Origin of the sequence: Oscillatoria sp. CS-180 (genome assembly GCF_028330965.1) — a bacterium.
Lineage (GTDB): Bacteria > Cyanobacteriota > Cyanobacteriia > Phormidesmidales > Phormidesmidaceae > Halomicronema.
In genome coordinates this window covers 15,978-41,336 of the sequence record NZ_JAQMUB010000058.1, presented here as the reverse complement: position 1 = coordinate 41,336, position 25,359 = coordinate 15,978, and the positions used below count along the sequence as shown (strand labels likewise).

General features: G+C 49.2%; 19 protein-coding genes and 1 pseudogene. 13 read left to right on the top strand and 7 right to left on the bottom strand.

From position 1 onward, the window contains the following. Window positions 1-28: 28 nt before the first annotated feature. Together accB and efp are read right to left on the bottom strand one after the other, a co-directional pair. Window positions 29-526: an acetyl-CoA carboxylase biotin carboxyl carrier protein gene (gene accB, locus PN498_RS13890; protein WP_272063409.1), complete on the bottom strand. Its 498-nt coding sequence runs from the start codon at window positions 524-526 to the stop codon at window positions 29-31. A gap of 73 nt (window positions 527-599) precedes the next feature. Then, the gene (gene efp / locus PN498_RS13885; protein ID WP_272063408.1) at window positions 600-1,157 is read right to left on the bottom strand and encodes an elongation factor P; all 558 of its coding nucleotides are present in this window, start codon (window positions 1,155-1,157) and stop codon (window positions 600-602) included. 143 nt (window positions 1,158-1,300) lie between these two features. Here efp and PN498_RS13880 point away from each other — a divergent pair, with 143 nt between their 5' ends. Further along, window positions 1,301-2,440 carry a peptidylprolyl isomerase gene (locus tag PN498_RS13880; RefSeq protein WP_272063407.1) on the top strand — a complete coding sequence of 380 codons (1,140 nt, stop codon included), beginning with the start codon at window positions 1,301-1,303 and terminating at the stop codon, window positions 2,438-2,440. A 76-nt stretch (window positions 2,441-2,516) separates the two neighbouring features. Then, window positions 2,517-3,515, top strand: a complete 999-nt coding sequence (gene thiL, locus PN498_RS13875; protein WP_272063406.1) for a thiamine-phosphate kinase — start codon at window positions 2,517-2,519, stop codon at window positions 3,513-3,515. A gap of 61 nt (window positions 3,516-3,576) precedes the next feature. Here thiL and PN498_RS13870 read toward each other — a convergent pair whose 3' ends face one another. The 3 genes from PN498_RS13870 to PN498_RS13860 all read right to left on the bottom strand — a co-directional run bounded on the left by PN498_RS13870 (window position 3,577) and on the right by PN498_RS13860 (window position 9,557). Further along, on the bottom strand, window positions 3,577-4,539 hold the full coding sequence (locus tag PN498_RS13870) for a cobalamin-binding protein (protein WP_272063405.1): 963 nt from the start codon (window positions 4,537-4,539) through the stop codon (window positions 3,577-3,579). A gap of 154 nt (window positions 4,540-4,693) precedes the next feature. Next, window positions 4,694-5,935 carry a hypothetical protein gene (locus tag PN498_RS13865; protein ID WP_272063404.1) on the bottom strand — a complete coding sequence of 414 codons (1,242 nt, stop codon included), beginning with the start codon at window positions 5,933-5,935 and terminating at the stop codon, window positions 4,694-4,696. 361 nt (window positions 5,936-6,296) lie between these two features. After that, entirely contained in the window at window positions 6,297-9,557 is a 3,261-nt protein-coding gene (locus PN498_RS13860; RefSeq protein ID WP_272063403.1) for a CAP domain-containing protein, read from the bottom strand. A gap of 1,512 nt (window positions 9,558-11,069) precedes the next feature. Here PN498_RS13860 and PN498_RS13855 point away from each other — a divergent pair. The 5 genes and pseudogenes from PN498_RS13855 to PN498_RS28605 all read left to right on the top strand — a co-directional run. Next, the gene (locus PN498_RS13855) at window positions 11,070-13,586 is read left to right on the top strand and encodes a CapA family protein (RefSeq protein WP_272063402.1); all 2,517 of its coding nucleotides are present in this window, start codon (window positions 11,070-11,072) and stop codon (window positions 13,584-13,586) included. 197 nt (window positions 13,587-13,783) lie between these two features. Further along, window positions 13,784-14,509: a hypothetical protein gene (locus PN498_RS13850; protein WP_272063401.1), complete on the top strand. Its 726-nt coding sequence runs from the start codon at window positions 13,784-13,786 to the stop codon at window positions 14,507-14,509. A gap of 126 nt (window positions 14,510-14,635) precedes the next feature. After that, complete coding sequence (locus PN498_RS13845) at window positions 14,636-14,974, top strand: P-II family nitrogen regulator (RefSeq protein WP_272063400.1); 339 nt, start codon at window positions 14,636-14,638, stop codon at window positions 14,972-14,974. A 10-nt stretch (window positions 14,975-14,984) separates the two neighbouring features. Further along, the gene (locus tag PN498_RS13840) at window positions 14,985-16,328 is read left to right on the top strand and encodes a bifunctional folylpolyglutamate synthase/dihydrofolate synthase (protein ID WP_272063399.1); all 1,344 of its coding nucleotides are present in this window, start codon (window positions 14,985-14,987) and stop codon (window positions 16,326-16,328) included. A 129-nt stretch (window positions 16,329-16,457) separates the two neighbouring features. Continuing rightward, window positions 16,458-16,652, top strand: a pseudogene (locus PN498_RS28605) (DUF4351 domain-containing protein); the annotation flags it as partial. 2 nt (window positions 16,653-16,654) lie between these two features. Here PN498_RS28605 and PN498_RS13835 read toward each other — a convergent pair. Then, entirely contained in the window at window positions 16,655-17,842 is a 1,188-nt protein-coding gene (locus PN498_RS13835; RefSeq protein WP_334312254.1) for a geranylgeranyl reductase family protein, read from the bottom strand. 436 nt (window positions 17,843-18,278) lie between these two features. Next, window positions 18,279-18,566 carry a hypothetical protein gene (locus PN498_RS13830; protein ID WP_272063398.1) on the bottom strand — a complete coding sequence of 96 codons (288 nt, stop codon included), beginning with the start codon at window positions 18,564-18,566 and terminating at the stop codon, window positions 18,279-18,281. Window positions 18,567-19,626: 1,060 nt separating this feature from the next. Between PN498_RS13830 and rpsL the strand changes: the two genes are divergently transcribed. The 6 genes from rpsL (at window position 19,627) to PN498_RS13800 (ending at window position 25,316) form a co-directional block, all read left to right on the top strand. Continuing rightward, entirely contained in the window at window positions 19,627-20,001 is a 375-nt protein-coding gene (gene rpsL, locus PN498_RS13825; protein ID WP_272063397.1) for a 30S ribosomal protein S12, read from the top strand. Window positions 20,002-20,144: 143 nt separating this feature from the next. Then, the gene (gene rpsG, locus PN498_RS13820; RefSeq protein ID WP_272063396.1) at window positions 20,145-20,615 is read left to right on the top strand and encodes a 30S ribosomal protein S7; all 471 of its coding nucleotides are present in this window, start codon (window positions 20,145-20,147) and stop codon (window positions 20,613-20,615) included. A 95-nt stretch (window positions 20,616-20,710) separates the two neighbouring features. Then, on the top strand, window positions 20,711-22,786 hold the full coding sequence (fusA, locus tag PN498_RS13815) for an elongation factor G (protein ID WP_272063395.1): 2,076 nt from the start codon (window positions 20,711-20,713) through the stop codon (window positions 22,784-22,786). A 26-nt stretch (window positions 22,787-22,812) separates the two neighbouring features. Beyond that, complete coding sequence (tuf, locus tag PN498_RS13810; RefSeq protein WP_272063394.1) at window positions 22,813-24,042, top strand: elongation factor Tu; 1,230 nt, start codon at window positions 22,813-22,815, stop codon at window positions 24,040-24,042. A 143-nt stretch (window positions 24,043-24,185) separates the two neighbouring features. Continuing rightward, window positions 24,186-24,503, top strand: coding sequence for a 30S ribosomal protein S10 (rpsJ, locus tag PN498_RS13805; RefSeq protein WP_039724891.1), 318 nt, complete (start codon window positions 24,186-24,188; stop codon window positions 24,501-24,503). A gap of 174 nt (window positions 24,504-24,677) precedes the next feature. Continuing rightward, window positions 24,678-25,316 (top strand): LON peptidase substrate-binding domain-containing protein, encoded by a 639-nt coding sequence (locus PN498_RS13800; RefSeq protein WP_272063393.1) that lies wholly within the window; start codon window positions 24,678-24,680, stop codon window positions 25,314-25,316. The last annotated feature ends 43 nt before the right edge of the window (window positions 25,317-25,359 follow it).

Genomic DNA, 25,359 nt, shown 5'->3' with positions numbered 1-25,359 from the left:
CACGAGGTTAACGATGACCTTATTTTTGTCAGTTAGGCTTTACCCGCATTAGGGGTTGCCCAAATTCCACAGGTTGAGAATTTTCGACGAGAATTTCGACGATTTCTCCGGTAACTTCTGCCTCAAGCTCATTCATCAGCTTCATCGCTTCAATGATGCACACCGTTTGACCCGACTGAATGCGATCGCCCACATCAACGAAGGGGGGTTCCTCAGGCGCAGGTGCGCGATAAAACGTGCCAACCATAGGCGACGTGATCTCGACTAGATTCGAGTCTACGGAAGGAGGTGGAGTGGGAGGAGCCGCAGGGGGGCTAACAACAATGGGCTGAGGTATTTCACCAGATTGAGCGCTGACAGGCACAGGCGTGACTGAAACAGTATCTGCTGACGGGCTGGAAACAACTAAAGCGCCCTGCTTACGCAAGGTCAACTCAAAGTCACCACTCTTCAGCGTTAATTCCGAAATATCCGTCTGGCTCAGCGTCGTCACCAGCTCACGCAGTTCGTTGAAGTTCAGTTCCACCAATTGCACTCCCTACCAACACGATGGAGCGTGTCCACCCCTACAAGCATCTTCGAACATAAGAACAATGCTTTTACTCTCGTCCCAAGTAAGAATCGTTACGAGTATCAATCTTGATCTTCTCGCCGATAGAGATGAACAACGGCACCATAACCTGAGCACCCGTCTCTAAGATCGCAGGTTTGGTTCCACCCGTTGCGGTATCGCCTTTAACCCCGGGATCAGTTTCAGTAATTTCTAGGACAACCGAATTCGGTAGCTCAACCTCAAGGATTTGCTCGTTCCAGCGAACAACGTTGACTTCCATTTCCTCTTTAAGGTATTTGACGCGATCGCCAACTTGCTCCTCGCTCATGCGAACCTCTTCGAAGGTTTCCATATCCATAAACACGAGGTCTTCACCTTCTCGATAGGTATGCTGCATCACCTTCTTTTCGAGATTAGCCTGAGGAACGGTCTCACCAGCTCGAAACGTTTTTTCAACGGTGTTGCCCGTCTGAACGTTCTTTAACTTTGTGCGGACGAAAGCAGAACCTTTGCCTGGCTTCACGTGCAGAAATTCGACGACTCGCCAAACTGACCCATCCAATTCGATGCTGACGCCTGTACGAAAGTCATTGCTGGAAATCATAACGCTGGCTACTTGTAGATCTTGAATATCGGCATCTCATTTTACCGCTCAGTTGCCAACTTTCCAGAATGCTTCTGGAGATGAACCATGCTATGGCAAGATCGAAGTCGTCTGCTTGATGTGACCTTTTGCTAGTACTCCCTATGCAACTACTTAACCGATGGCTGACTTGTCTTACCTTGAGCTTTTGCCTCCTGACAGGATTCATAACGACTGAATCCGCACTGGGAAGCAGCACAGCAGGTAGTGTGCAAGCAGCGCCACTCCCCACTCCGCTTGTAGCCTACCTTCCACCGGGTAATGCCATTACAGACGGGCGAGCGCTCTTGCGATATTCGCTGCCGATTGACAATCAAGATATTCGCGCTGTTCAAGAGCAGTTGGAAGGGTTATCTGAGTGGCTGCGGAGCAAGCGTTGGAGCCCCATAAAGCGAGACATCACTAAAATCAACCGTCTCTTAGGTCGCCGCCGTCAAGCCATTCTGGAGGATATTCCTGAAGACCGGCAGGCCCTGGCTTCCGAATATTTAGACGACATTCGCGCAGGTCTTGAACCGATGTTGGCGGCGGCTGATGAGCGCGATCGCGAATCGATCTGGATCAAACGCGCAGAACTGCTGAGCAAGATTGGCGCGATCGAAGAGATGATGGTCACCGAATTTCCCTATGAAGTGCCCGAAGAGTATCGCGATCTACCTCAGCTAAAAGGCCGCGCCACTATCGCTTTTGAGACCACTAAAGGAGATATTACGGCGGTTATTGACGGCTACACTGCGCCTGTGACTGGCGGTAACTTTGTCGATTTGGTTCAGCGTGGATTCTATGATGGGATGCCATTTATTCGCGCTGAAGATAACTATGTTCTCCAAACGGGCGATCCTGATGGTCCTGAAGTAGGTTTTGTCGATCCAGATACTGGAGAATATCGGGCAGTCCCACTGGAAATCTTAGTGAAGGGCGATGATGCACCTATTTATGGAGCCACCCTTGAAGAATTAGGACGATATCTAGAAGATCCTGTTCTGCCCTTTTCAGCCTATGGGGTGATGGGCATGGCTCGTCCCGAAAGTGACGTTAACGGTGGTTCTTCGCAATTCTTCTTCTTCTTATTTGAGCCTGAACTCACGCCCGCAGGTCTCAATCTGTTGGACGGTCGCTACACCGTTTTTGGCAGCGTAGTTGATGGTAAAGAAGTGCTACAGAACCTAGGACAGGGCGATCGCATCCTATCAGCAGAAGTCGTTGACGGTCTCGAAAACCTGGTTGAGCCGCAGATGACCTAGTGGTGCATTCAGGTCAGCGATTGAGGCTACTTCACCCATTTCCCTTTTCCCTCACCCAAGCAAAGGAGTCAATCCTATGGATCAGCCAACTGTGGCTGACATTGGCGAGCTGGGGTTGCTGAAGCGACTCCAGCATTTTTGTGCCAAAGGATCCTTAGACAACGATGCTGCGGTTTTGCCTGAAGCGGATACCGCCCATGTGGTCACGACTGATTTGCTGGTAGAGGGTGTGCATTTCAGCGATCGCACTACGGCCCCAGAGGATGTGGGCTGGCGGGCGATCGCAGCTAATCTATCAGACCTAGCTGCAATGGGAGCCATGCCAATTGGTGTCACCGTAGGACTGAGTGTTCCCAGAACAATAGCTGTTGACTGGATTGAGCGGGTTTATCAGGGCATGAGTGCTTGTCTAAGCGCCTACGGCGGTGAGATTTTGGGAGGAGACGTTGTTCAATCGAGTCAAGTCATGCTGGCGATTACAGCCATTGGGCAGGTGGCACCAAGGCGAGTGATTCGACGAGATCGCGCTCAGCCAGGCCACGTCATTGTCGCGACTGGAGAGCATGGGGCATCTCGTGCCGGGTTGGAATTGCTACTCCATCCCCAAAAAGGACAGCAGGTCCCCAACCAAACAAAACAGTCTTTCATTCAAGCTCATCAACGCCCCATTCCTCGGCTGGACTGGGGGCATCAGATGAATACTTTGCCAGACAGTGATTTTGAGACTATTGCGGGAATGGACAGCAGCGATGGATTAGCGAATGCCGTACTGTACCTTTGTCAGGCAAGCGGAGTGGGGGCTAGATTAGTGCGATCGCGCTTGCCCCTGCCACCAGCTCTTGCTGATTGGGTAGGAGAACAAACTGCTTTGGACTGGTGCCTCTATGGCGGCGAGGATTTTGAGCTGGTTCTGTGTTTGCCGTCAAAACTTGCTCATGCCCTGATAGCGTCTATGGGCAGTAGCGCAATTATTATCGGCACAGTCGTCGCCGATCTCGAAATTTTGCTTCTGGATTCTCCGGAGGAGACCACAGGTTTGGCGCTCACCTGGGAGAGCTGCTTTCGGCATTTCTAGCAAATCTACCCAAGGTCTCGGATAGGGTGAGACTCGACTCAAAATTAAACCCGTTAAGCACTTAAACGCGGTACATCAATCTGGATGGCTGACGCATTTCAACTACGGTCTGCCAAGCCTGATTCTGATAGCGGGACGGCACAATATCGGGGTGCAACATTTCGGCCAAAATTTCCACGGAATCTGCTAAACGCGGACCGGGACGATTGAAATACTGATTGCCGTCCACGGCATAGACACGCCCTGTTTTGACCGCTCTCAGCAACGGCCAAAAAGAGTGATCGAGTAGCGGGCGGCTTTCTTGAATAGTCTGTTCAATGTCATAGCCGCAGGGCATCAAAATGATGACCTCTGGATCAGCTTTGACTAAATCGTTCCAGGTAATCCACGGCGAATGCTGTCCTTCTTTACTGAGCATGGGCATGCCGCCAGCAAGCCTGACCAGTTCTGGCACCCAATTGCCCGCCGCCATGAGCGGTTCAGGCCATTCAATGCAGACAACAGAAGGTTTATGGAGCGCGTCTTGAGTCAGCGTGCGGCAAGTTTCGACACGGTTTTTGAGGGGAGCGATCGCGGCCTCCGCTGGCTCAACCGAGCCTAGTAATTCCTGGGCAATCCGCCGAATATCTCCCCAAACCTGCTCTAGCGAGTTGGGCTGAAGCGATAGAATTTGGGGCGATATTCCGGTAATGGACTCTACAGCCACCTCAACATCAGCAAGACTGACGGCACACACTTCACATTGAGCCTGAGTCAAAATGTGTGTTGGTTTCAGGGTCTGTAAAATATCAGTTTTAACCTGATAGACACTGAGCGCTGACTGTAAGAGAGTAGTGACGCGATCGTGAATTTCGGCACTGGTACCCTCGGGGTTAAATTTAGGTGCCGTACAGGCTGGAAGCACGCCAATACCGTCGGGATAGTCACATTCATGACTACGCCCTACCTGATACTCAGTTAAGTCTAGAAGATGAATAATTTCAGTCGCACTAGGTAACAGTGACACGATTTTCAGAGGCAGCATAGGACAGCACCTGACTCGACTTACTGATAACTATAAAGCCCTTCTCTTAATTTGAAGAAAAGGGCCTGTTAGAGAGTGATGATCCCTCGAATAATGCCATTCAGAGGAACGTGATAAGTCTTGCCTCGTTCTAGGTCCCCAAACATCAAGAGGCTTATACAAACATGCTTTGATCAGATGCCAAAAAGAAGCTGGATGCATTGATTACGCGGCTTTGCAGGGGGGATGCAATACCTTCAACGATGCCGACTAAGTCACCTGCAGAAGTAGAAATATGAATACCATTGGCAACAGGTGTCTGGATGAATTGATCAGGTTGCCCACCCAACGTAACGATATCTGACATCGGATCAAAGCCTCGGATAAGCGCATAATCATTGTTGCCTCCACCGATGTAGAACTGCGTAATTTCATTCGTAGCGACATCAACGGTCCCGAGAACATAAGAGTCGAGGCTATTAGGAGTACCGATCAGGATATCGATTTCACCGACGCCTTCATTGATGGGAACGCCGGCAGCAACAGAATCGAGCGTAAACTGAGTGCCCGTTACGCTAATCAACCCTGTGCCATAGCTTTGTACGATGTCGTTACCATTGGTGCCTGAAAAGAAGGCAATACGAGATTCTTCAAACTGACCATTGGAAAGAAAATGCTGCAAACCTGACTCAAATGCCCCCCCGGCAACAGCGACAGCAACGTCCGGGTTAAAGAGCAAATACAGACCTTCGTTAAAGTGTCCTCCTTGGCGACCTTCTGATTGACCAACATTAATGAAATGCTCAAGTCCCGACGTGATCACCCCCTGAGCCACAAGATTGGCAACATCTGGATAAAAGCGCAGATAGATCCCTTCGTTAAAGGGTGCAGCAGCGATGCGTCCCTCATTGCGCCCAAAATTCAAAAAGTGTTCTAATCCAGAACTGAAAGCCCCTAGTGCGACGGCATTAGCAACATCTGGATTTTTGAGCAGATAGAACGTTTCGTTGAAGGCTGCATCTAAACGACCTTCGAAAATCCCAAAGCGGCGGAAATGGTCATAACCAGACAAAAAGATGCCTGCGTTAACCACAGTAGCCACATCAGGATAAATGGTGAGATAAGCCTGTTCGTTATAGATCTCTTGCAGTAATCCTCGCCCCTCACTTTCACCTTGCGTGATGAAGTGCTGCAAACCAGAACTCAAGACCCCGCTGGCCACAGCAGCTGCGACGTCAGGGTAGGTTTGCAGATAAAGCTGTTCGTTAAAAAAGGGGGAGATCTGAGTTCGGCCAGTCGTGAGTCCAAATTGCTGAAAATGAGCAAGGCCAGATTGAAAGGCACCAGCAGCTACAGCAGCTGCGACGTCTGGATTATTAGCTAAATAAAAGCTTTCGCTAAAAATGTCAAAACTCATCGTAAATTTCTACACCTGTATAGATGCATTTACAGTACGGGCCAGAAAAATCCTCAAAGACTAAATCCCTTGATATATGGAAAATACCATTCAAATTTAAGCATAGGGTTGCAGCCATGTAGAAGTATAAAATTTTCAACCAGGTTTTTTAGAGCAATAAAATCAAACCTTCAAAATTGAAGTTCTGAAGGTTTGGACTTATGACTCGCTGTCTTGTCCTAACGAAATTGACGACAGCTATCAAAAGATGTATGTCACCTTTGAGTTGCCAAAGACAAAAAGCCGCATCGCTAGATATCGGTTGAAAACTTCCTGATATCTAGTGATGCGGCACCGACCAGCACCAGCTTTGGCAAATCGTTTATCCAGCTAGAACAGATGTTTTTGACGGATCTAGTTCTACTGTCAGAGCCGGATTGCCCATTGGCATGGCATCGCCAAAGGGATCGGCTTCGGTTGTTTCTTCTGCGGGCGTGTTGATGCCCATTGGGGTAGCCGCGATCGCATCCACTGCTGCAAAATCACCAGAATCCAGTGGAATGAAGTCGCCGCCTGCCCCCGTCAAGATATCGGCATCCGCAGAGATGTCCTCAGCGCCAGCGTAGTTGGTGAGCCAATCGTCTACATCAGGATCACCGACTAGTTGGGTCGCGTCTCCCATGAGCGGATCAGCATTGGAAATAGCGCTAGCCCCATCGCCAGAAACCGACTTAGGTGTTGCACTAGCGATATCTGAATTGGACGACGAATCTGTACCAGAACCAGCTGCGGGTTCCTCGATAGTGCCTTTGCCAAACACCTGAGTCCAGTAGTGGTTGTAGTTGACGCTTCCTGTATCGTTCTCTAAGAAGTAGTAACCAACCCCAATTTCATTGAAGTCGGGATTGAGCATATTCGCCCGATGTCCAGGACTGTCAATCCATCCTTGCACAACATCTTCAGGAGTGCTGTAGAGGGTGCCAGCCGCAATGTTTTCACCGACAAACCCCGATTCATACCCTTCCCCTTTTGCTCTATCCCAAGGTTCCGAGCCGTCCTTTCCGGTATGACTAAAGAAATCCTGACGGGCCATATTCTCGCTGTGGAGGTCAGCAGTATCAGCCAAATCAGTGTCCACAACAAGCCGATCCAGCCCATTCTGCTGGCGAAACTCATTGGTTAGTCTGACAACTTCCTGTTCAAAGGCAGAATTTTGCGTAGGGTCTGTTTCCGGCTCCGGAGCGTCCGGTGTGGGCGTAGGAACATCCGGTGTGGAATCCGGAGTTTCGGGATTTGTCGGTGGTTTAGGCTGTGGCTGCGGCTCTGTCTTCTCACCTTTGATGGGCGACTGCGATGCCTGAGTATCCTTGAGAGCACCATCGTTGCTGAGGGTAATCCGATCCAGTACGTATCCGTCAGAGCGCCCCGTAATTTCTAGTCGATATTGAGTGTCGGCTTCTAGGCCAACTTGAGCCGAAGATTTCTTATGATTGGCATCAAACGTTGTGCCCCACTTCAGATCTTGGTCTGAGTTTCCTAACCCGGTAAAGAGTTTTGTCGGCTTTTGCACGACTTCCCCTGTCTCGGCGTTAATGATGGCGACGTAAGCATCGTTGCCCGTATCTGTCCGCTCTTTGCCACTACTGCCCTTTTCGTAGCGATCGCTATCGTTCATTACATCTTTAACGCGCCCTGAATGGAGAGCAATGCTGTAGCTGCCGGCTTCATCAGTTTCAAACTGATAGCTCAGGGTTTGGCCTGTAGGCACCTTGCCATAGCTACTCTTGTCGGCATCCCACAGAACAGACTTTTCGCCCTCAACGGTGGTCGATGTCCAATCACCCGTCAAAGCGGCAGACTCGGCTTCTAAAATGAGCTGTCCTTTTTCCGCCATGAAGACTTTGCCATCAGGCGCAGGGTCGCCGGGGTCAGGAGTCGGATCAACTGGGTCTGGTGTTGGATCAACCGGATCCGGCGTTGGGACTGGATCAGGCAGTGTCCCTAAATCAAGAGGATATTCCTCAAAGAATGCTTTGGCATCTAAAGGATCAGCACTTTCGTTTCCGGTGAGGGCGTAGAAGTGCATACCCGAATCTGACGGGTCATTAACCTTGTTGGCGGCATTCTTCATCAAGTCCCGCACTTCCTGCAAAAGGGGATCTGATGTGTTGTCTAACCAAGTCCATTTGGAACTATTGAAGCCCTTGTCACCAGAACCATTCTGGTCGCGGATTTCGACTAACGTAACGTCAGGAAAATCATTTTTAAGGTCGTCCCAAGTGCGAACATCTTCAACACCAGGCTTGTTAGCAATATTGCGATTTTCGTTCCAGCTGGAATGAGATAGCAGAGTGATGTTCTCGTGCTTATCAGCATCGACCTGGTCCAGTGCCCGATAGATGGCTTCCATTGGACCCCCCTCGATCGCCAACACCTTTTTCCCAGAATTGAGAATTTTGACGAGCTCCGCTGTGGCGTTGTCAGCATCTTCCTGGTAGTCGTAAGTTTGAATCCCCAGTTTTTCTGCGAAGGCAGCGCTCTCTTGCATCATCTCTTCCCGCATTGGCAAACTGGGTTCACCCAAGTTGTTGCTGTAGAAGAACGTTGATTTGTCTTGAAAGCCTGCTGCGTAGGTAATTGCCGCCGCCATTGGCAGAGCTGCAATGTCGTCGCGATCGTTGTTATTACCATCGAAGTGGGAAATGACGTGATCAAACTGATTCATGAAAGAATCCTTGAAAGGATCCCCTGGATCAGGATTGGGATCAGGATCTGGGGGCGTCGTTCCCTTGACTATGGAATAGCTAAGATCGGTAGACGAAATCGCCGTTCCTTTGCCTTTGTCTTGGGTATAGGCTGTAGCCTTCAGCGTATAATCACCGGCTTTGAGCGCCTTGCCCCAGTAGTCGCCATCGGTATCGCCAAATAGCGCATAAGGCTCAATATTTTCGATGCGATCGCCATAGGGAGACTCAAATTTGACACTCTGAACTGAGGCAGCGTCAGGATGATTGGGATTGAGCTGCGCGACGATACTGTACTGACTGAAGTCGATACCATCCAGATTAATGGCATCATTTGCGGCCAAATCCTCGTAGCCTTTGACAATTTTGTTGCTTTTCGCATCCACCAGGGCAAACGTCATCAACGGTTCAGACGCGGGCGGTTGAGGTGATGTTGAACCGTCGTCTACTGCAGTAGGCGTGAACTCAACGTAGTCGAAACGGGCGAACTCTCCTCGGTCTTTGGCCCCCGACAACGTGAAGCGATCGCCAGGTTTGAGAGCGATCGCTTCATGGGTGACACGAGTCGTGAAGGACTGTGGTTTGGCCCAGTTGTTAGGAAGATCGCGATCGAAGTCAAAAGATTCTGTCTTTCCGCCAATTTTTAGGCTTCCTGAAGAGATGCCGTCGTTCTCGTCGTAATACCCCACAGTGATCTGATAGGTGCCCGCTTCGCCATCAAATGTGCCAGAAGCAGTACCCGCTGATTGATTTCCTGACTTCAACGAAATATGCTTACCACCAGATGCACCAGAGCCCGATACAGTTTCTGTTGTGTAGCCAACAAGATCCATCGCTTCAGCTTCGATTCTGATGGGCTCAGCGGATAGAGTAGTTGGCAATGAATTTTGACTATCCATGTCGTTATATCCTCTGCTATTGGCGTTGTCTTGAGACGCACCAAAATCGGCGGAGCTACTCACATTCACTCGGCCTAACAATTTTTTTGACGTAGGTTCTCAGCAGCATGATTAACTCTCCTTTTCAGAAGAGTCATTGCTTGGAAACCCGCAATAATGGGAGATTTAGGGGAACCATGCCGAGTTGCCTGACTTCATCCCTAATAACGGCGTGCGTTTGAATCAAGCACACCTCATTCCCGGTTCTCCATTCCCTGCTTCCTTAAGGCATTGAGATGGACTTACCGAGCTGCACAGGACTATAAAATTCAGCAACACGATTTTCGCAGTTGGCTGGGTCTGAGTCATGGCTGAGGAATCAGTCCTATTAGTTCTAATGCTGTGTCGCGCTATAGCCGTGGTCAGTTCCGTGCATCACATCCTGAAATACTGTCAGTCAACTCAGATCGCGATATCTCATGAGACACCTGTTAACTTTTCGGTATTGGTTTCTGCCTTTTGCCAGAGTTCGGAACATGAGACAGCCTTTGAGTCCTGACAAGATGGGTAAATTTTGCAAGTAGCTCTTTCTCAAACAGCTGGATTTAAGGGATTAAAAAGCGCAGGCGATTGATTTCCCCCGTTAACTAAGGAGCAAACCTAATCCTGATGGAAAAATGCTATTGACTCATTGTTCTAAAAACAGCAGCGTGGTGTCGAAAACGTCCTGCAGACACTCACTTTCTTGAGACCTTTAATGGCAAACACTGCTTATTGCTAGACAAGAGTTTCTCACTCAAAGAGTATTCAAAGCGTTAGGCTCTGCGCTTATGCATTAGATTGGCTGACAAGAAATTGACCTGAACTCATCTTGGCATAGTTCTATCGGTAAATACCCTGAAACCACATGCAGCAGATGCGAGAAGGATACAGCAGGCTCTCTGAATAGCATTAGAAGGTTTGAAACAGTGTAGAAGGTTTGGTAAGGACACACCAGGCCATATTTTTTTGCTGTATCAATCTGTTGAAAATATAGTGTGAGATGTGTCGTAAGCAAAATGCCAGAACCACCTAAGTGATTTTGTGTCGATTGAACAAAGAAATTGGTAGCTTCCCGAGGATACAACTAGATTGCTGGGGCACCAAATTGGTTAAGCGTGAAAGAGCGATTCTTCAGCCATGAATACTCTAGACCATCCTCTATGACGGCGATTCCGCAACAATTATCCAGCGTGTTTCCTCTGTTTTTTGGGCTTTCCGATGGCCAGAAAGGGATCGTCTTATAGGGATTCTGTTGGCACGATCGCAAGCGTCAAACTCGTGTGAACTCAGGGCTATTTCTATTGAAAACACAATTACCCCAAAAATCCACCTTAAATTGTTGACAAATGAGGCTTTTTCGCTAAATTCGTTGCTATTATCATGAGCGCTTCTACCGAGATGCTTCTCAAGGGGATAGGGTCTATCGTTTAAGAGAGCATCTTTAACACCTTAAAGAGCACTATCGAGTTTCCTGGGACACCGAGACAAAAAATGGTCAATGTAGCCGCTCACTTATCGCCAGAACGACTGTCCACTAAGGCATTAGCTGCTGCTGGTCAATTTCGAGCGATCGCCCTGTGGTTAAATGAGCCTCTTATTCCTCAAGGCATCTATGTTCGAGTGAGTCCAGGCAAACGCCCCGGCTGCATTCGTGTCGATGTTGAATTTGAGCGGGTTCCTCAGCAGAAAAGATTGACACAATACATTTGCCATCTCATGTGGCAGCTCAACTCGCCTTTGATTGAAGGAATTCATCTGACTGCTCGTTCGATTGGGGACAGCAAGCTACTTTGGGAACAGCGCGTTCGGGTGATGACGCCGGCCATCAAGCAGCGTATCAGCCGAGAACGCGGTCAGGAATCCTCAATCTCAGTTATTCCACCACGGATTGCAACGCGATCGCAGACCACACCTATGCTGGCAGGTTTCAATGCTCATTTGTTTTTCACTGAACAACTAAAAACCCTCAGAGCATTCATGCTGACTGGATCAGCAGTGGCTGCCTTTGTCTTTGGCTGCATGGTTGAAGTGGTAATGTCTTCCAGACCAGAACCATCATTGCCATTTCAAACGCAAAGTCGTTCCGACCTGCTGCACGACGCGCGATCGCATCCCGATACCTCGTCGCCCAAGTCAGAAGCCCGAGAGCCTCAGCTCCCTGAGTTTCAAACATCTCCGCAAACCGTGACCGCAGATCAAACAACGGCCATGACTGACGATAGTCTTGCCGCCTCTCCAGTTGAAGAGGTGACGTCTGTCTCTTTCAAGAGCGAACTTGAGCGCGATCGCCCCAACGTTATTAACGCAGCTCTCGAACCTGTTGGCGTGCTTAAGCACGAACGGTTGCTCAGTCCAGAAGAACCCACAGTAACCCTATTGTTTAGCGGCGATGTTGACTTAGACGGACTGCCTTACGCCGAGCTAGAGCATGATGAGCAGTTGCTTTCAGGGATTCCAGCCTATCAGCAGGCTGACTTGGCCATGGTGAACCTACAAGCTTCTCTCTCAGTTGCCGCGACTTCCCTAGAAGAGGAATTCTTGGAGCGGCAACGTCCAGAGGCGGTGAATTTGCTCAAGTCTGGGGGAGTAGACGTCGTCAATCTGACAGGCGAAGAATCCTTATCCTTTGGTGAACATGGGCTAGCAGAGACTCTGGAGAGCCTGGACCGCAATGGTATTTTCCGAGTAGGAGCAGGCCGCAGTGAACGGGAAGCTCGTCGTCCTGAAATCATCGATGTCAAGGGACAGCGAATTGCCTATTTGAGCTATGACCGCAACTTTGCGATAGCGGCCTATGACTCCGTTGGCGGCGTGAATGCGGCAGAGATGCAGGACATTATTCAAGATATTCAGGCCATTCGGGATGAAGTGGATTGGCTGGTGGTGAACTATCGCTGGACGGAGGAGCCCCCGGAGACTCCGGCAGAATCGCAAACGAATTTAGCCCGATTAGCGATCGATCAGGGTGCGGATATGGTAGTCGGCCATCATCCTAATCAACTCCAGGGAGCTGAGATCTACAAAGGACGACCGATCGCTTACTCTCTAGGCGATTTCGTTTTTGGTCAATCAACGCCAGAAACAACTCCTGAAACGGCTATCTTGCAAGTTTCTCTGCGCGATCGCCAGATGAAAGTGGACTTAATTCCAGTCAAGGTCAAAAACGGCCAGCCCCAGAAAGTAAACGGTGCTGAAGCTGATCGCATCCTCAACAAAATTCAAGTCGCTTCCCAAGAATTCCAGCAACCTATGCCAGCCTCGGTTGTGCTAGAGACGCAGCCTGTCATCCCCGGTGAGACTCCCCATTCAGGGGACTCCGATTCATTTACTGACAGCCAAGAGCACGAAGCGGAATTGCAGCAGGAGCCTACTGACGATGCTGAGGTGGTGGCTCCTGTAGAAGAGCCACCTGCTGACGTAATCCCTGAGCCCTTGATTTCGCCTCAAGATGACGAAGTACTCAATCCAGAGACCTTGGAGACAGCCGATCCGGAAGCATCCCATGAGTCGCCAATGGATCTGCAAGACGGTTCACCAGATGATCTTGAATTGGAGACCTATCCGGATGACCTGTTAAACAATTGGGGACCGAAAGAGAGTCCTAATACACTCTACGAACCGGAATCTCTACTGCCTCACGGCACCCCCTCCAAAGAAGCGGAAGCTGAGAAAACCGTTTCTCCGGCCACTGAATCGGCTACCGAACCTGTAGAAGAGGCCAAACCGATGTCTGCCCCTGCTGAGCCGATTGAAGTTGAGTTGGAAGTCATACAGCCCAACGAGTCTATTTCTCCCCATAGCGAGCCACTGGTAGGCCCCATGAGTCATTTACCAAACCTTTCTCCTGACACAACAATGCAGTCGGCAGCGATCGCCCCGACCCAACCCCGACCGCAAGCAGGGATGCCTGAAAGTCAAGTGTTTGAACCACTCAACACACTAAAGCCAGCAGAAGAAATGATCACCATCGAGATCAAAACTGAAGTTGTCCCATCAACAAACGATTAGTAAACACGGCAGGACGAATACATTTCTTGATAGAAATACTGCCCCAAAAACGTTGCTTTTACTCGATTTTGCGATACCCTTTGGACGGAATCTTATGTACTAGAATCCCTCATATTCTAAATCGTCTCTTTTAGATGCGATTTGGCTTGGTCTTACTGTGGCACTGGTTGGTGTATCGCGTTTTCGGAAAAGATGCTATGAACGCTCCCTTTAATTCTGATTCTCAACTGTATTCTGCTTCTGATGTCGGAAACGTTTCGACACCTTCGGGATATTCTCCCTCGGTACCTATTTCCATCTATCGAGAGCTGGCAACGGAGCTTAAAACAACTCAAGCAACTGTAGACGCTCTGACCCAACAAAATCAGCAGCTGCTCAGACAAAACAAACTGCTACGAACTGAAATTCACCGATTCGTGCAGGCAGCAGAGCAGCTAGGCCATTTTGCGGGGGTTTCTCCTAAGGAGACGACAACAGCGCCTCACCATAAGGCAACCACCGTCCGTGTGCAAGAGCCATCTACTCAGTCAGACTTGTTTGGATCTCCGGATCATTCAGAGGTCACATCTCGGTCTCAAGCGCCGGCCAAAGTTACGAAGGTCAAAGAGACGGCTGTTCGGCCTGCTCCACCTCAGGAAGCAACTCCCTCTTCTGCTGCTGCCGAGACACCCTTATCTGTTTCGCCAAATAGCGCGATCGTTCCCCATCCGAAGACCAAAAAGCGCGATCGCCCCAACGGACCGGAGCCAGAACTCAATCCACATCGACTATTCACCGAACAGCATGAAGGGACACGTCCTCTGAGTAAAGTTGCTTCTCGGGCTGACTTAGGAAATCTATGGCTAGCCACCACTATCCTATTGGTTGTCGTTTCTGCATTTGGTGCTGGGTTCTTGATTATGCGTCCGTTGTTAAACCGCTAGCACAGCATATCAAGGACATAAACAAATATGTCTACAAATGTGCTTCACGTTACAGTATTGTGCATACAGCCCCGATAGACATAGGGCTGCACTGCGTTGCAGTGAATATGTAGAGGTAATCGATCTATGAAAAAAATCGAAGCAATCATTCGCCCCTTTAAGCTTGATGAGGTAAAGATTGCGTTGGTCAATGCTGGCATCGTTGGCATGACCGTCTCTGAGGTACGGGGGTTTGGTCGCCAAAAGGGACAGACTGAGCGCTATCGCGGTTCTGAATATACCGTTGAGTTTTTACAAAAGTTGAAGCTGGAAATTGTGGTAGATGATGATCAGGTAGATATGGTGACTGAGAAAATTATTGCCGCTGCTCGGACGGGAGAAATTGGTGACGGTAAGATCTTTGTAACGCCTGTTGATAACATCATTCGAATTCGTACAGGAGAGAAAAACACTGAAGCCGTCTGATGAAGAGGCTGTGATTGCCCAACGTCTTGAGCAATATGGACGATTTGGGATCCATCTGGGGCTAGAGCGTATTCAAAGCCTACTAGCAGCATTAGAGAATCCTCAGCTTCAGGTACCCGTTGTCCATGTTGCTGGGACAAATGGCAAAGGGTCTGTTTGTGCCTACGTTGCCTCTATTCTGACTGAAGCTGGGTATCGAGTGGGACGATATACATCGCCGCACTTAGTGAGTTGGTGTGAACGGATTTGCATCAATAACCAGGCGATCGCCCCTGCTGATCTTGATCGAACTTTGGCGCAGGTCGAATCAGCAATTGCGGCCCATGATGAAACGCCCACCCAGTTTGAAGTTTTTACGGCTGCTGCTTGGCTATATTTTGCTCAACAGTCGGTTGATATTGCCGTTATTGAAGTGGGTCTCGGTGGACGGTTAGATGCCACGAATGTCGTCGATCAGCCGTTGGTGACAGCAATCGTCTCTCTCAGCCGCGAACATTGGCAACGCCTAGGACCTACTCTTGCCGATATTGCGAGGGAAAAAGCTGGTATCTTGAAATCTCATCGACCTGCTGTGATTGGGCCATTACCCGATGAGGCTGAAGCAGTTGTATTAGCGCGAGCGATCGCCCTTGACTGTCCGATCATTCGCCCTCAACCTGCTGAACTTAGTCGAGAGGGCTTTGCTATCTATTCATCGAACTCGCCCCAACACTCTACGATTCGATACAGTCTGCCTTTGCCAGGCCGCCATCAGTTGACGAACTCTGCTATTGCGATTGCTGCGGTCCATTCTCTGCGTGAACAGGGCTGGCAGGTTTCAGATCAGGCCATGATCGACGGCATTGCCCGAGCACGATGGCGGGGCCGCCTACAGTGGTTACGTTGGCACGCTCCTGACAAGAATCAATTTGTGTGGCTAGTGGACGGTGCCCACAATCCTGCTGCGGCAACAGTGCTGCGGGATTATGTTGATGCGATCGCTCAACCCAATTTATCGGTAGCTCTGCATCAGTCTTTGGACCAGTGGGGTCTATCAGTGCCGCTTCAGGGACCCACAACTTGGCTAATGGGCATGTTGACGACGAAAGATCACGCTGATGTCTTCGAGGCACTGCTGAAACCGGGCGATCGTCTACACCTTGTGCCCGTTCCTGATCACTCCTCAATGACACCCATAGCACTCCGAGAGATTGCCTTGAGAGTGTGTCCTGAACTAGCGGCTTGCACAACTTACGAGAATTTGGACACGGCTCTGCAGGTGGCAACATTAGATAGGACACCTCTCAAGGTCCTTTGTGGGTCTCTCTATTTGGTTGGGCATTTCTTTCATACACAGACGGTTGACGAGGGGTAAAGGCGCGATTGTTATGCACACTTTCCCAGTCTTTCGCGCGAGGAGATTGCTGCCATGCTTGGAACAACTGATGTTAGAGAAACTCGTGTTTACCAGGAAGGCCGGGAATAGGGCCGGGAAAAGGGTCGGGAAGAAGAAGCTAGATTGTTGATCCAACGACAACTCACTCGTAAGTTGGGAGAACCACCTGCGACTGTAGAGGAATAGATAAAACAGCTCTCACGAGAAGCCTTGGAGAGCTTAGGAGAAGCACTATTTGATTTTGCAGAGATAGCAGATTTAATGGCATGGTTGGAACAGCATCAAATGCCCACAGATCCCTAATGCTATCGAGATACACCCTTTAAAAGACCGCCACTTAGACGGTTGATAGCTCGCTGGGCAACTTCCGCATAGCCAGCCTTGCCGTTGAATAGCTTCACGATGGTTGGAGCCGCGTTGGGGCGCTTGACACCAATGCGATAAGCCAGCTTTGGCGCTTTATAAAAGACCTTAGCGAGACGCTTGGCCCAACGCATATCTTGTCCCCATTCAACCTGCATCACTTGGGTATACCCTTCTAATGCATCGACGTCTCCGGCGAGTGCCTGGTCAATGGCAGCGGCAGCTTTAACTCCACTAAATAGAGCTGGACGAATACCCTCGGCTGTGAACGGATCGACTACACACGCAGCTTCTCCCGCAAGTAGCGCATTTTGCGTATGTAGGGGTTGGTCGCCATCCCAAGCAAGAATAGGATGTCCGTGTGCTTTTTGCTGCGCCATCTCAATATCAAAATGAGTGGCATAGTCAGCAATAGGAGGTCGTAAATCCTGACGCCGCTGCTCTCCAACCCGCATAACGCCACCCCCAATGGAATACCCGTCTGCTTTTGGAAAATTCCATAAGTAGCCGTGCTGCACCATTCCCATTTCTAGATACAGAAGCGGATTATCTGGCATGGTGAGACGGGGTTCGATTTCAACCGCAGCGGCTAACAGATGGCGTCGCTGCTTAAAACCCAGCCACCTCGCCATCACGCCTCGTCCACCATCTGCAGCGATAAGATATTGACCTTCGACGGGCTGATGCGAAGTTTCAACTCGCCAGCGATCGCCCGTAAACACAATGCCCTTTGCCTTTGTTCCATCCCACAACTCTGCTCCCTGACGCTGAGCCTGCTGCACCAAAAAATAGTCAAATTCATCACGACGCACCATCCACAAGGCCTCATCTTTGGGCACCTCTGCATCAACGGGGTCTGCCATTTTCCACGTGCAGCGAATCCGATTCACTCGTACGGAAATTGCCGGCGAAAAGTCGAAGTCAAACCACTCAGCAACTTGGGGAGAAACTCCACCTCCACACGGCTTGTAGCGAGGCAATGTTTCTCGCTCAACAATCAGAACTGAGCGCCCTGCCTTAGCAAGGTGATAAGCCGCCGCTCCTCCACTGGGGCCAGCTCCGACAATGATGCAGTCATAAAGGGTCATAGTTGAGTGAGGGTGCGATCGCGCTAATTCACAATATTCCAATCACCATTTTTCCATCTAAATCTCTCCGTGAAGAAAGATCCTGGACTATTCCTCTATCTAGCCTTGCGTCGCGACCCTAGCAAGCTTGGTTTAGCAAGATATAAATTGGAAAGCGCTGAAGACAACTTTGAAATCTAACGTTTTCCTGTCTTGTAAAGAGTTTTGCCAGCTCTGGTCAATAGTTAAAGTCAACTTAAGATGAACATCCAGACTTATACCCAAAGGCACGATAGCTTACACTGTTGCATCAACATACAGACAATTGTCACAAGTCTGACATCCTCAAGCTCTAGCGTTCGATTAATATACGTCTTTTTGAAATGCTGAAAAACTGAGTAGGCTCTGAAGAATCTGCAATCTATTCAAAGGCTACTCGTTTGTCATCAGTGTACCAATACCTAATCTGTCTGGCACAGATCACCTGGCTGGATAGCTTCTAGGTCTTGTGGCTCTGACGCTCCAGTATCTCTTTTAGGTGAGCTGGTCCAATTTCCAGCCATTCTAATGTCTTGTCAATTGACCAACCACGATAATGAGCGATCGCCCGAATTTGCTCGAATGTAATGGTCAACGTTATTGAGTAAGGTGGTGTTAGCCATCCTTTGAGCACACTCGATGAGATACTTAACCGGTTGGCTATCTCCTTCAAATCTCTTCCACAGCACATTTCAAGCTCAAGAAAATTCTTCAGGCTATCGATCTTCCAAGGGTAGTAGTTCGCCACTGCGTAAAATCCTCCTAATGCAAACAAATTTCTCCCTAATTTTGATAGGACAATCTACCTGTTAAACAACAGATTTCTTTGGATAGTATTGTCCACCTGAGAAGGCATTCTTAGATAGATAGCGCAACTACTAAAAAACCGTCCCGTTACAAGTCAAGAGACAATAACGTGATAGTTTTAACGCCCAGCCAGATGAAATTTGAGCCTTGAGTTAGGCCCATGAAGCAAGAACAGAGAACCTATTCCAAGGCAATCTGTCTCAGTTGATGCTGTGCCTTAGTCTCAACAGAGATGAGCTAGCTTTGCAAAAGAGCGCCGTGAAATGCCTTTGCAGGACTGATAGATATCTCTCATTCTGATTTTAATATGCTCAGATAAAAAATATAGCTTTGCGAATTCACCGTAACCACGTGTTTTTTAAACTTGTCGCTAGAAAAGGCGCGAAATATGAATTTAGACCATAGAAGACCCTCTATTCCAATTGCTTTGACCCTACTGCCATCTAGTCCCGTTGTTCATTGCCAACTAATCTTTTCTTATTGTGTAGGCTGAGACTCTTTTCAAACCTCTTGAGATAGTCAGAGCTTCAAACTAGATTTCAACATTGCTTATCAATCTGCTTATTAAAAGGAAGATTGTCCCTTTCAACCGAGGAGCATTGCTTGGAAGTCCCTCAAGGTGGGAGGTTAAGGGAGTCATGCCACAAGCTAATTCGCCAAGTTGACTACCTGACCAGTTCATCCCGAAATTCAGCAACACCCTAATTCCTCCGTGACCTAGCAGGTGCAGTGCCATCAGTAATATCTATTCAGGAATGTCCATATGTATTGGGTGGAAGGAAAAACATCAGATTTGGCAATGTTGTGATTCGGAGTGGCTAAAGATGCGATAGCTCTCTTGGGGGTCCACTAAGGCTTGACTAATCTGCGCCAAACTGACTCACCAGCACTATGGCAGTGAGAAAATTGTTGTCGTTGACACTTTATGGAATTCTTCGGTACTATTAGAGCTTGTGACATCAATAGAAAGCACAATTCACTACCATTAATTTGTCGACCAAATGCCAACTATTCAGCAGCTAGTTCGAAGTGAACGTACAAAGTTAAAAGAGAAAACTAAGTCTCCAGCGCTCAAGAGTTGTCCTCAGCGGCGTGGGGTTTGTACTCGCGTTTACACGACCACCCCTAAGAAGCCAAACTCTGCTTTGCGTAAGGTTGCAAGGGTACGCTTAACGTCGGGGTTTGAGGTGACTGCATATATTCCTGGCATTGGTCACAACTTGCAGGAGCACTCCGTTGTCATGATCCGAGGAGGTCGTGTCAAAGACCTTCCTGGTGTGCGCTATCACATCATTCGTGGAACGCTTGACACCGCTGGTGTTAAGGACCGGAAACAAGGGCGCTCTAAATATGGCGCTAAAAAGCCTAAGGAATAGTGTCAGAGTCGTTGAGCTGACACCGGCTTTCAATCGAAAGAGCAAATGCTTTTCAGGTACGGGGCTTGCCTGACTTAAAAATCTGCTCCAGACTCCACTTTGATTTTTTTCTGGCCCAACCACAGAGCACCTGAAGGATTATTATGTCTCGTCGTACTTCCGCACAGAAGCGTACCGTTCCGCCCGATTCTGTTTACAACAGTCGCCTAGTCAGCATGATGATTCGCCGTATCATGCTAGACGGTAAAAAGTCGGTTGCTAATCACATCGTCTATGACGCTTTCAAGATTATTGAAGAGCGAACCAATGGCGAACCCCTCGAAGTTTTTGAGGAGGCTGTTCGCAATGTGACGCCTTTGGTCGAAGTGAAAGCTCGACGGGTTGGGGGCGCAACCTACCAAGTGCCGATGGAAGTTCGGCAGGATCGGGGAACAGCGCTAGCCCTGCGATGGATTACTCAATTCTCGCGCAGTCGCGGCGGCAAGACGATGGCGATGAAGTTAGCGAATGAGCTGATGGACGCCGCTAACGAGACAGGCAGCGCTGTGCGTAAGCGCGAAGAAACCCATCGAATGGCTGAAGCCAACAAAGCCTTTGCTCACTATCGTTATTAGGCTATTAACCTTGAGCGCTAGTGGCTTGAGACGTTTAATGTCCAAAACGATAGACTAGGCATCAGCTAGTCTTGGTGATTGCCAAGGAGACCACCGTGGCACGTACGAATCCCTTAGAGTCCATAAGAAATATTGGTATTGCTGCTCATATTGACGCAGGAAAGACCACCACGACTGAACGGATGCTGTTCTACTCAGGGGTGGTTCATAAGATTGGTGAAGTCCATGAAGGTACTGCGGTTACCGACTGGATGGAGCAAGAGCGAGAGCGCGGCATCACCATCACGGCAGCGGCGATCAGTACTAGCTGGCGCGATCACCGCATCAATATTATCGACACCCCTGGACACGTTGACTTCACCATTGAGGTGGAGCGCTCTATGCGGGTTTTGGACGGAGTGATTGCGGTGTTCTCATCGGTTGAGGGAGTTCAACCTCAGTCTGAAACGGTGTGGCGTCAGGCCAATCGCTACACGGTGCCTCGTATTGCTTTCGTCAACAAGATGGATCGCACTGGAGCCAACTTTTTTAAGGTTCACGAGCAAATTCGCGATCGCCTTAAAGCACCTGCGATTCCAATTCAGATTCCGATTGGTGCAGAAGATCACTTTAGAGGAGTTGTTGACCTGGTTCGCATGCGAGCCCGCATCTACAACGACGACCTTGGCGTCGATATGGAAGATACCGAGGTTCCTGAAGAAGTTTTGGAAACAGCGCAGGAATATCGCACTGAACTGCTTGAGGCGATCGCTGATACTAGCGATGCCCTGATGGAGAAATATCTGGAAGGCGAAGAGCTGACTGAAGCGGAAATCGTCTCTGCTATTCGGCAAGCCGTGCTTTCAGGAACAATGGTACCCATGCTGTGTGGCTCAGCCTTCAAAAATAAAGGCGTTCAGCTTCTGTTGGATGCAGTGGTTGACTATTTGCCGGCCCCCATCGACGTACCGCCGATTCAAGGGCTGCTGCCTGATGGTTCAGAGGCCAAGAGGCGGGCCAACGACGATGAGCCATTTGCAGCGCTAGCCTTTAAGATCATGGCTGATCCTTATGGACGATTAACGTTCATTCGGGTCTATTCAGGCGTGCTTAAAAAAGGCAGCTACGTCTTGAATGCCACTAAGGACAAAAAGGAGCGCATTTCACGTCTTATCGTCCTCAAGGCAGACGAACGAATTGAAGTGGATGAGTTGCGTGCGGGTGACTTGGGAGCAGTTCTGGGTCTCAGGGATACCATCACGGGTGATACCATCTGTACTCCGGATGAACCCATCATTCTAGAATCGCTTTACATCCCAGAACCTGTCATTTCAGTTGCGGTTGAGCCGAAAACCAAACAGGATATGGAGAAGCTTTCCAAAGCACTGCAATCCTTATCCGAAGAAGATCCAACATTCCGCGTCAGCATCGATTCGGAAACCAATCAGACGGTCATTGCTGGTATGGGTGAGCTACATTTAGACATCCTGGTGGACCGGATGCTGCGAGAATTCAAAGTTGAAGCGAATATTGGCACGCCTCAAGTGGCTTACCGAGAAACCGTTCGCCAAACATCTAATGTGGAAGGCAAGTTCATTCGCCAGAGTGGCGGCAAAGGGCAGTACGGTCACGTCGTCATCGAGGTCGAACCGGCTGAAAGTGGAAGCGGATTCGAATTTGTGTCTAAAATTGTGGGAGGCACTATTCCGAAGGAGTTTATTGCTCCTGCGGAACAGGGTATGAAAGAGGCTTGTGAATCTGGTATTCTAGCCGGGTATCCTGTCATCGACCTTAAGGTCACTCTGGTAGACGGCTCTTACCACGACGTTGACTCCTCAGAAATGGCTTTTAAGATCGCAGGATCAATGGCTATGCGTGAGGGGGTCTTAAAGGCTTCTCCTGTGCTCCTCGAACCTACAATGAAAGTTGAGGTCGAAGCCCCTGAAGATTTCTTAGGGGACGTGATTGGAGACCTCAATTCTCGGCGAGGTCAGATCGAGGGTATGGGATCTGAAGACGGCATCACCAAGGTTGCTGCTAAGGTACCCTTGGCCGAGATGTTTGGGTATGCCACGGATATCCGGTCCAAAACCCAGGGTCGTGGCATTTTTTCGATGGAATTTAGCCACTATGAAGAGGTTCCTCGGAGTGTGGCAGAAGCCATCATCGCTAAAAACAATGGGAACGCGTAGGTTTAGTTTAGGGACACGTAACGTAAATGGCACGAGAGAAGTTTGAAAGAAACAAACCTCACGTCAACATTGGTACCATCGGTCACGTCGATCATGGTAAGACCACGTTGACAGCAGCAATCACTATGGCTCTTGCGGCGGCGGGTGGCGCTAAAGCTCGTAACTACGAGGACATTGACGCTGCTCCCGAAGAAAAAGCTCGTGGGATTACTATCAATACGGCTCACGTAGAGTACGAGACGGATAACCGTCACTATGCTCACGTGGATTGCCCTGGTCACGCAGACTACGTGAAGAACATGATCACGGGTGCTGCTCAGATGGATGGTGCCATCCTGGTATGCTCTGCCGCAGATGGTCCCATGCCTCAAACCCGAGAGCACATTCTCTTGGCAAGGCAGGTGGGTGTTCCCGCGTTGGTCGTGTTCTTGAACAAGCAAGACCAGGTGGATGACGAAGAATTGCTTGAGCTAGTCGAACTAGAGGTTCGTGAACTGCTTAGCGACTATGACTTCCCTGGTGACGATATTCCCATCACAATTGGTTCTGCGCTGAAGGCTGTAGAAGCTTTGACGGCTAAGCCTTCTATCACCAAAGGTGATGATGAGTGGGTTGACAAGATCCTGAACCTGATGGGTACCGTTGACGAGTATATTCCTACTCCAGAGCGGGACGTTGATAAGCCCTTCTTGATGGCTGTGGAGGACGTCTTCTCAATTACGGGTCGCGGAACAGTGGCTACGGGTCGTATTGAGCGCGGCATCGTCAAAGTTGGTGAGACAGTTGAAATCGTCGGCATCAGAGACACTCGCAGCACCACGGTCACAGGTGTCGAAATGTTCCAGAAAACCCTAGACGAAGGGCAAGCTGGCGACAACGTTGGTGTGCTACTCCGGGGTATTCAGAAGGAAGATATCGAGCGTGGCATGGTGCTAGTTAAGCCTGGTACCATCACGCCTCACACTCAGTTCGAGGGTGAAGTTTATATTCTCAAGAAGGAAGAAGGCGGTCGTCATACTCCTTTCTTTGCAGGTTATAAGCCTCAGTTCTACATCCGAACTACGGATGTGACTGGCGAGATTGCTGAGTACACTGCTGATGATGGCAGCAAAGTGGAAATGGTGATGCCAGGCGATCGCATTAAGATGACGGTTAAGCTTATCAACCCGATCGCGATTGAGAACGGAATGCGTTTCGCGATTCGTGAAGGCGGTCGTACCGTTGGTGCGGGTGTCGTTTCTAAAATCGTTGAATAAGTAACCTCGCTGATTCAACTTGAGGAGAGTTTCCTGCGGCTGAAGCTCTCCTCTTTAAGTCTTTGGAAGAAGGACCTGGACGCTCTTGGATTCTTCTACTGATTTGCACAGAACCTTGAAAATTTAGATTAGGTAACTTTGGGATGGCGACTATTCAGCAGCAAAAAATTCGTATCCGCTTAAAAGCATTTGACCGTAGACTGCTTGACACTTCTTGTGAAAAGATTGTCGATACGGCCAATCGCACCAACGCTACAGCGATCGGCCCAATTCCGCTTCCGACTAAGCGAAAAATTTATTGTGTTCTCCGCTCTCCTCACGTCAACAAGGATTCTCGCGAGCACTTTGAAACCAGAACTCACCGCCGCATTATTGATATCTATCAACCCTCTTCTAAGACGATCGACGCTTTGATGAAGCTTGACTTACCCGCTGGGGTAGATATTGAGGTGAAGCTATAGAAGCTGTTGCTTGAAGGTATTGATCGTCGCCTGAAAAGTAGCTCTTAACCTCATAGCGCCGCTGGTTTCATCTACGTGTTAAAAAATTGATGCGATAGAATAAAAATAACCAGAGGTTGAGAGCGTTGACGTTCTCGTCTCTCTTGTAATTACGGATTTGGCACGTACAGATAAATGCCTTCTTCTTCATTGGCTGTTAGAGAACTTCCTCTGTTTCCTCTACCTGAGCTGGTTTTATTTCCAGGTGCTCACTTACCGCTTCATATTTTTGAATTTCGCTACAGAATCATGATGAACACCATACTCCAGGGCGATCGCAGTTTTGGAGTATTAATGTTTGATCCTGATACTGAGAAACCTGCTCGCATTGGCTGTTCTGCGGAGATATTGCATTCCCAAAGGCTGCCAGACGATCGGATGAAAATGCTGACTATTGGCAAGCAGCGTTTTCGAGTTCTAGATTATGTGCGAGAGAAGCCTTATCGAGTAGGCTTGGTTGAATGGATTGACGATCAACCTTCCGAGCAGGATTTGTCCTCTCTTGTCGGTGAAGTCGACCAACTCCTACGGGATGTTGTTCAGCTGTCAGCCAAGCTAACCAGTCGGGAAGTTGAACTGCCCAACAATATTCCAACCCTCCCTAGAGAACTCTCCTACTGGATTGCAAGTAATCTCTACGACGCTGCTGATGAACAACAAGCTTTATTAGAGATGGTGAGTACGGGCAATCGACTTGAGCGTGAAGCTGAGATCTTGATGACAACCCGAAATCACCTCGCAGCTCGTACAGCTCTCAAAGACGTATTGGAATAGCTACTCTAAAGGCAGCAGGCCAAGGGCAAAAATCCCTTGGCCT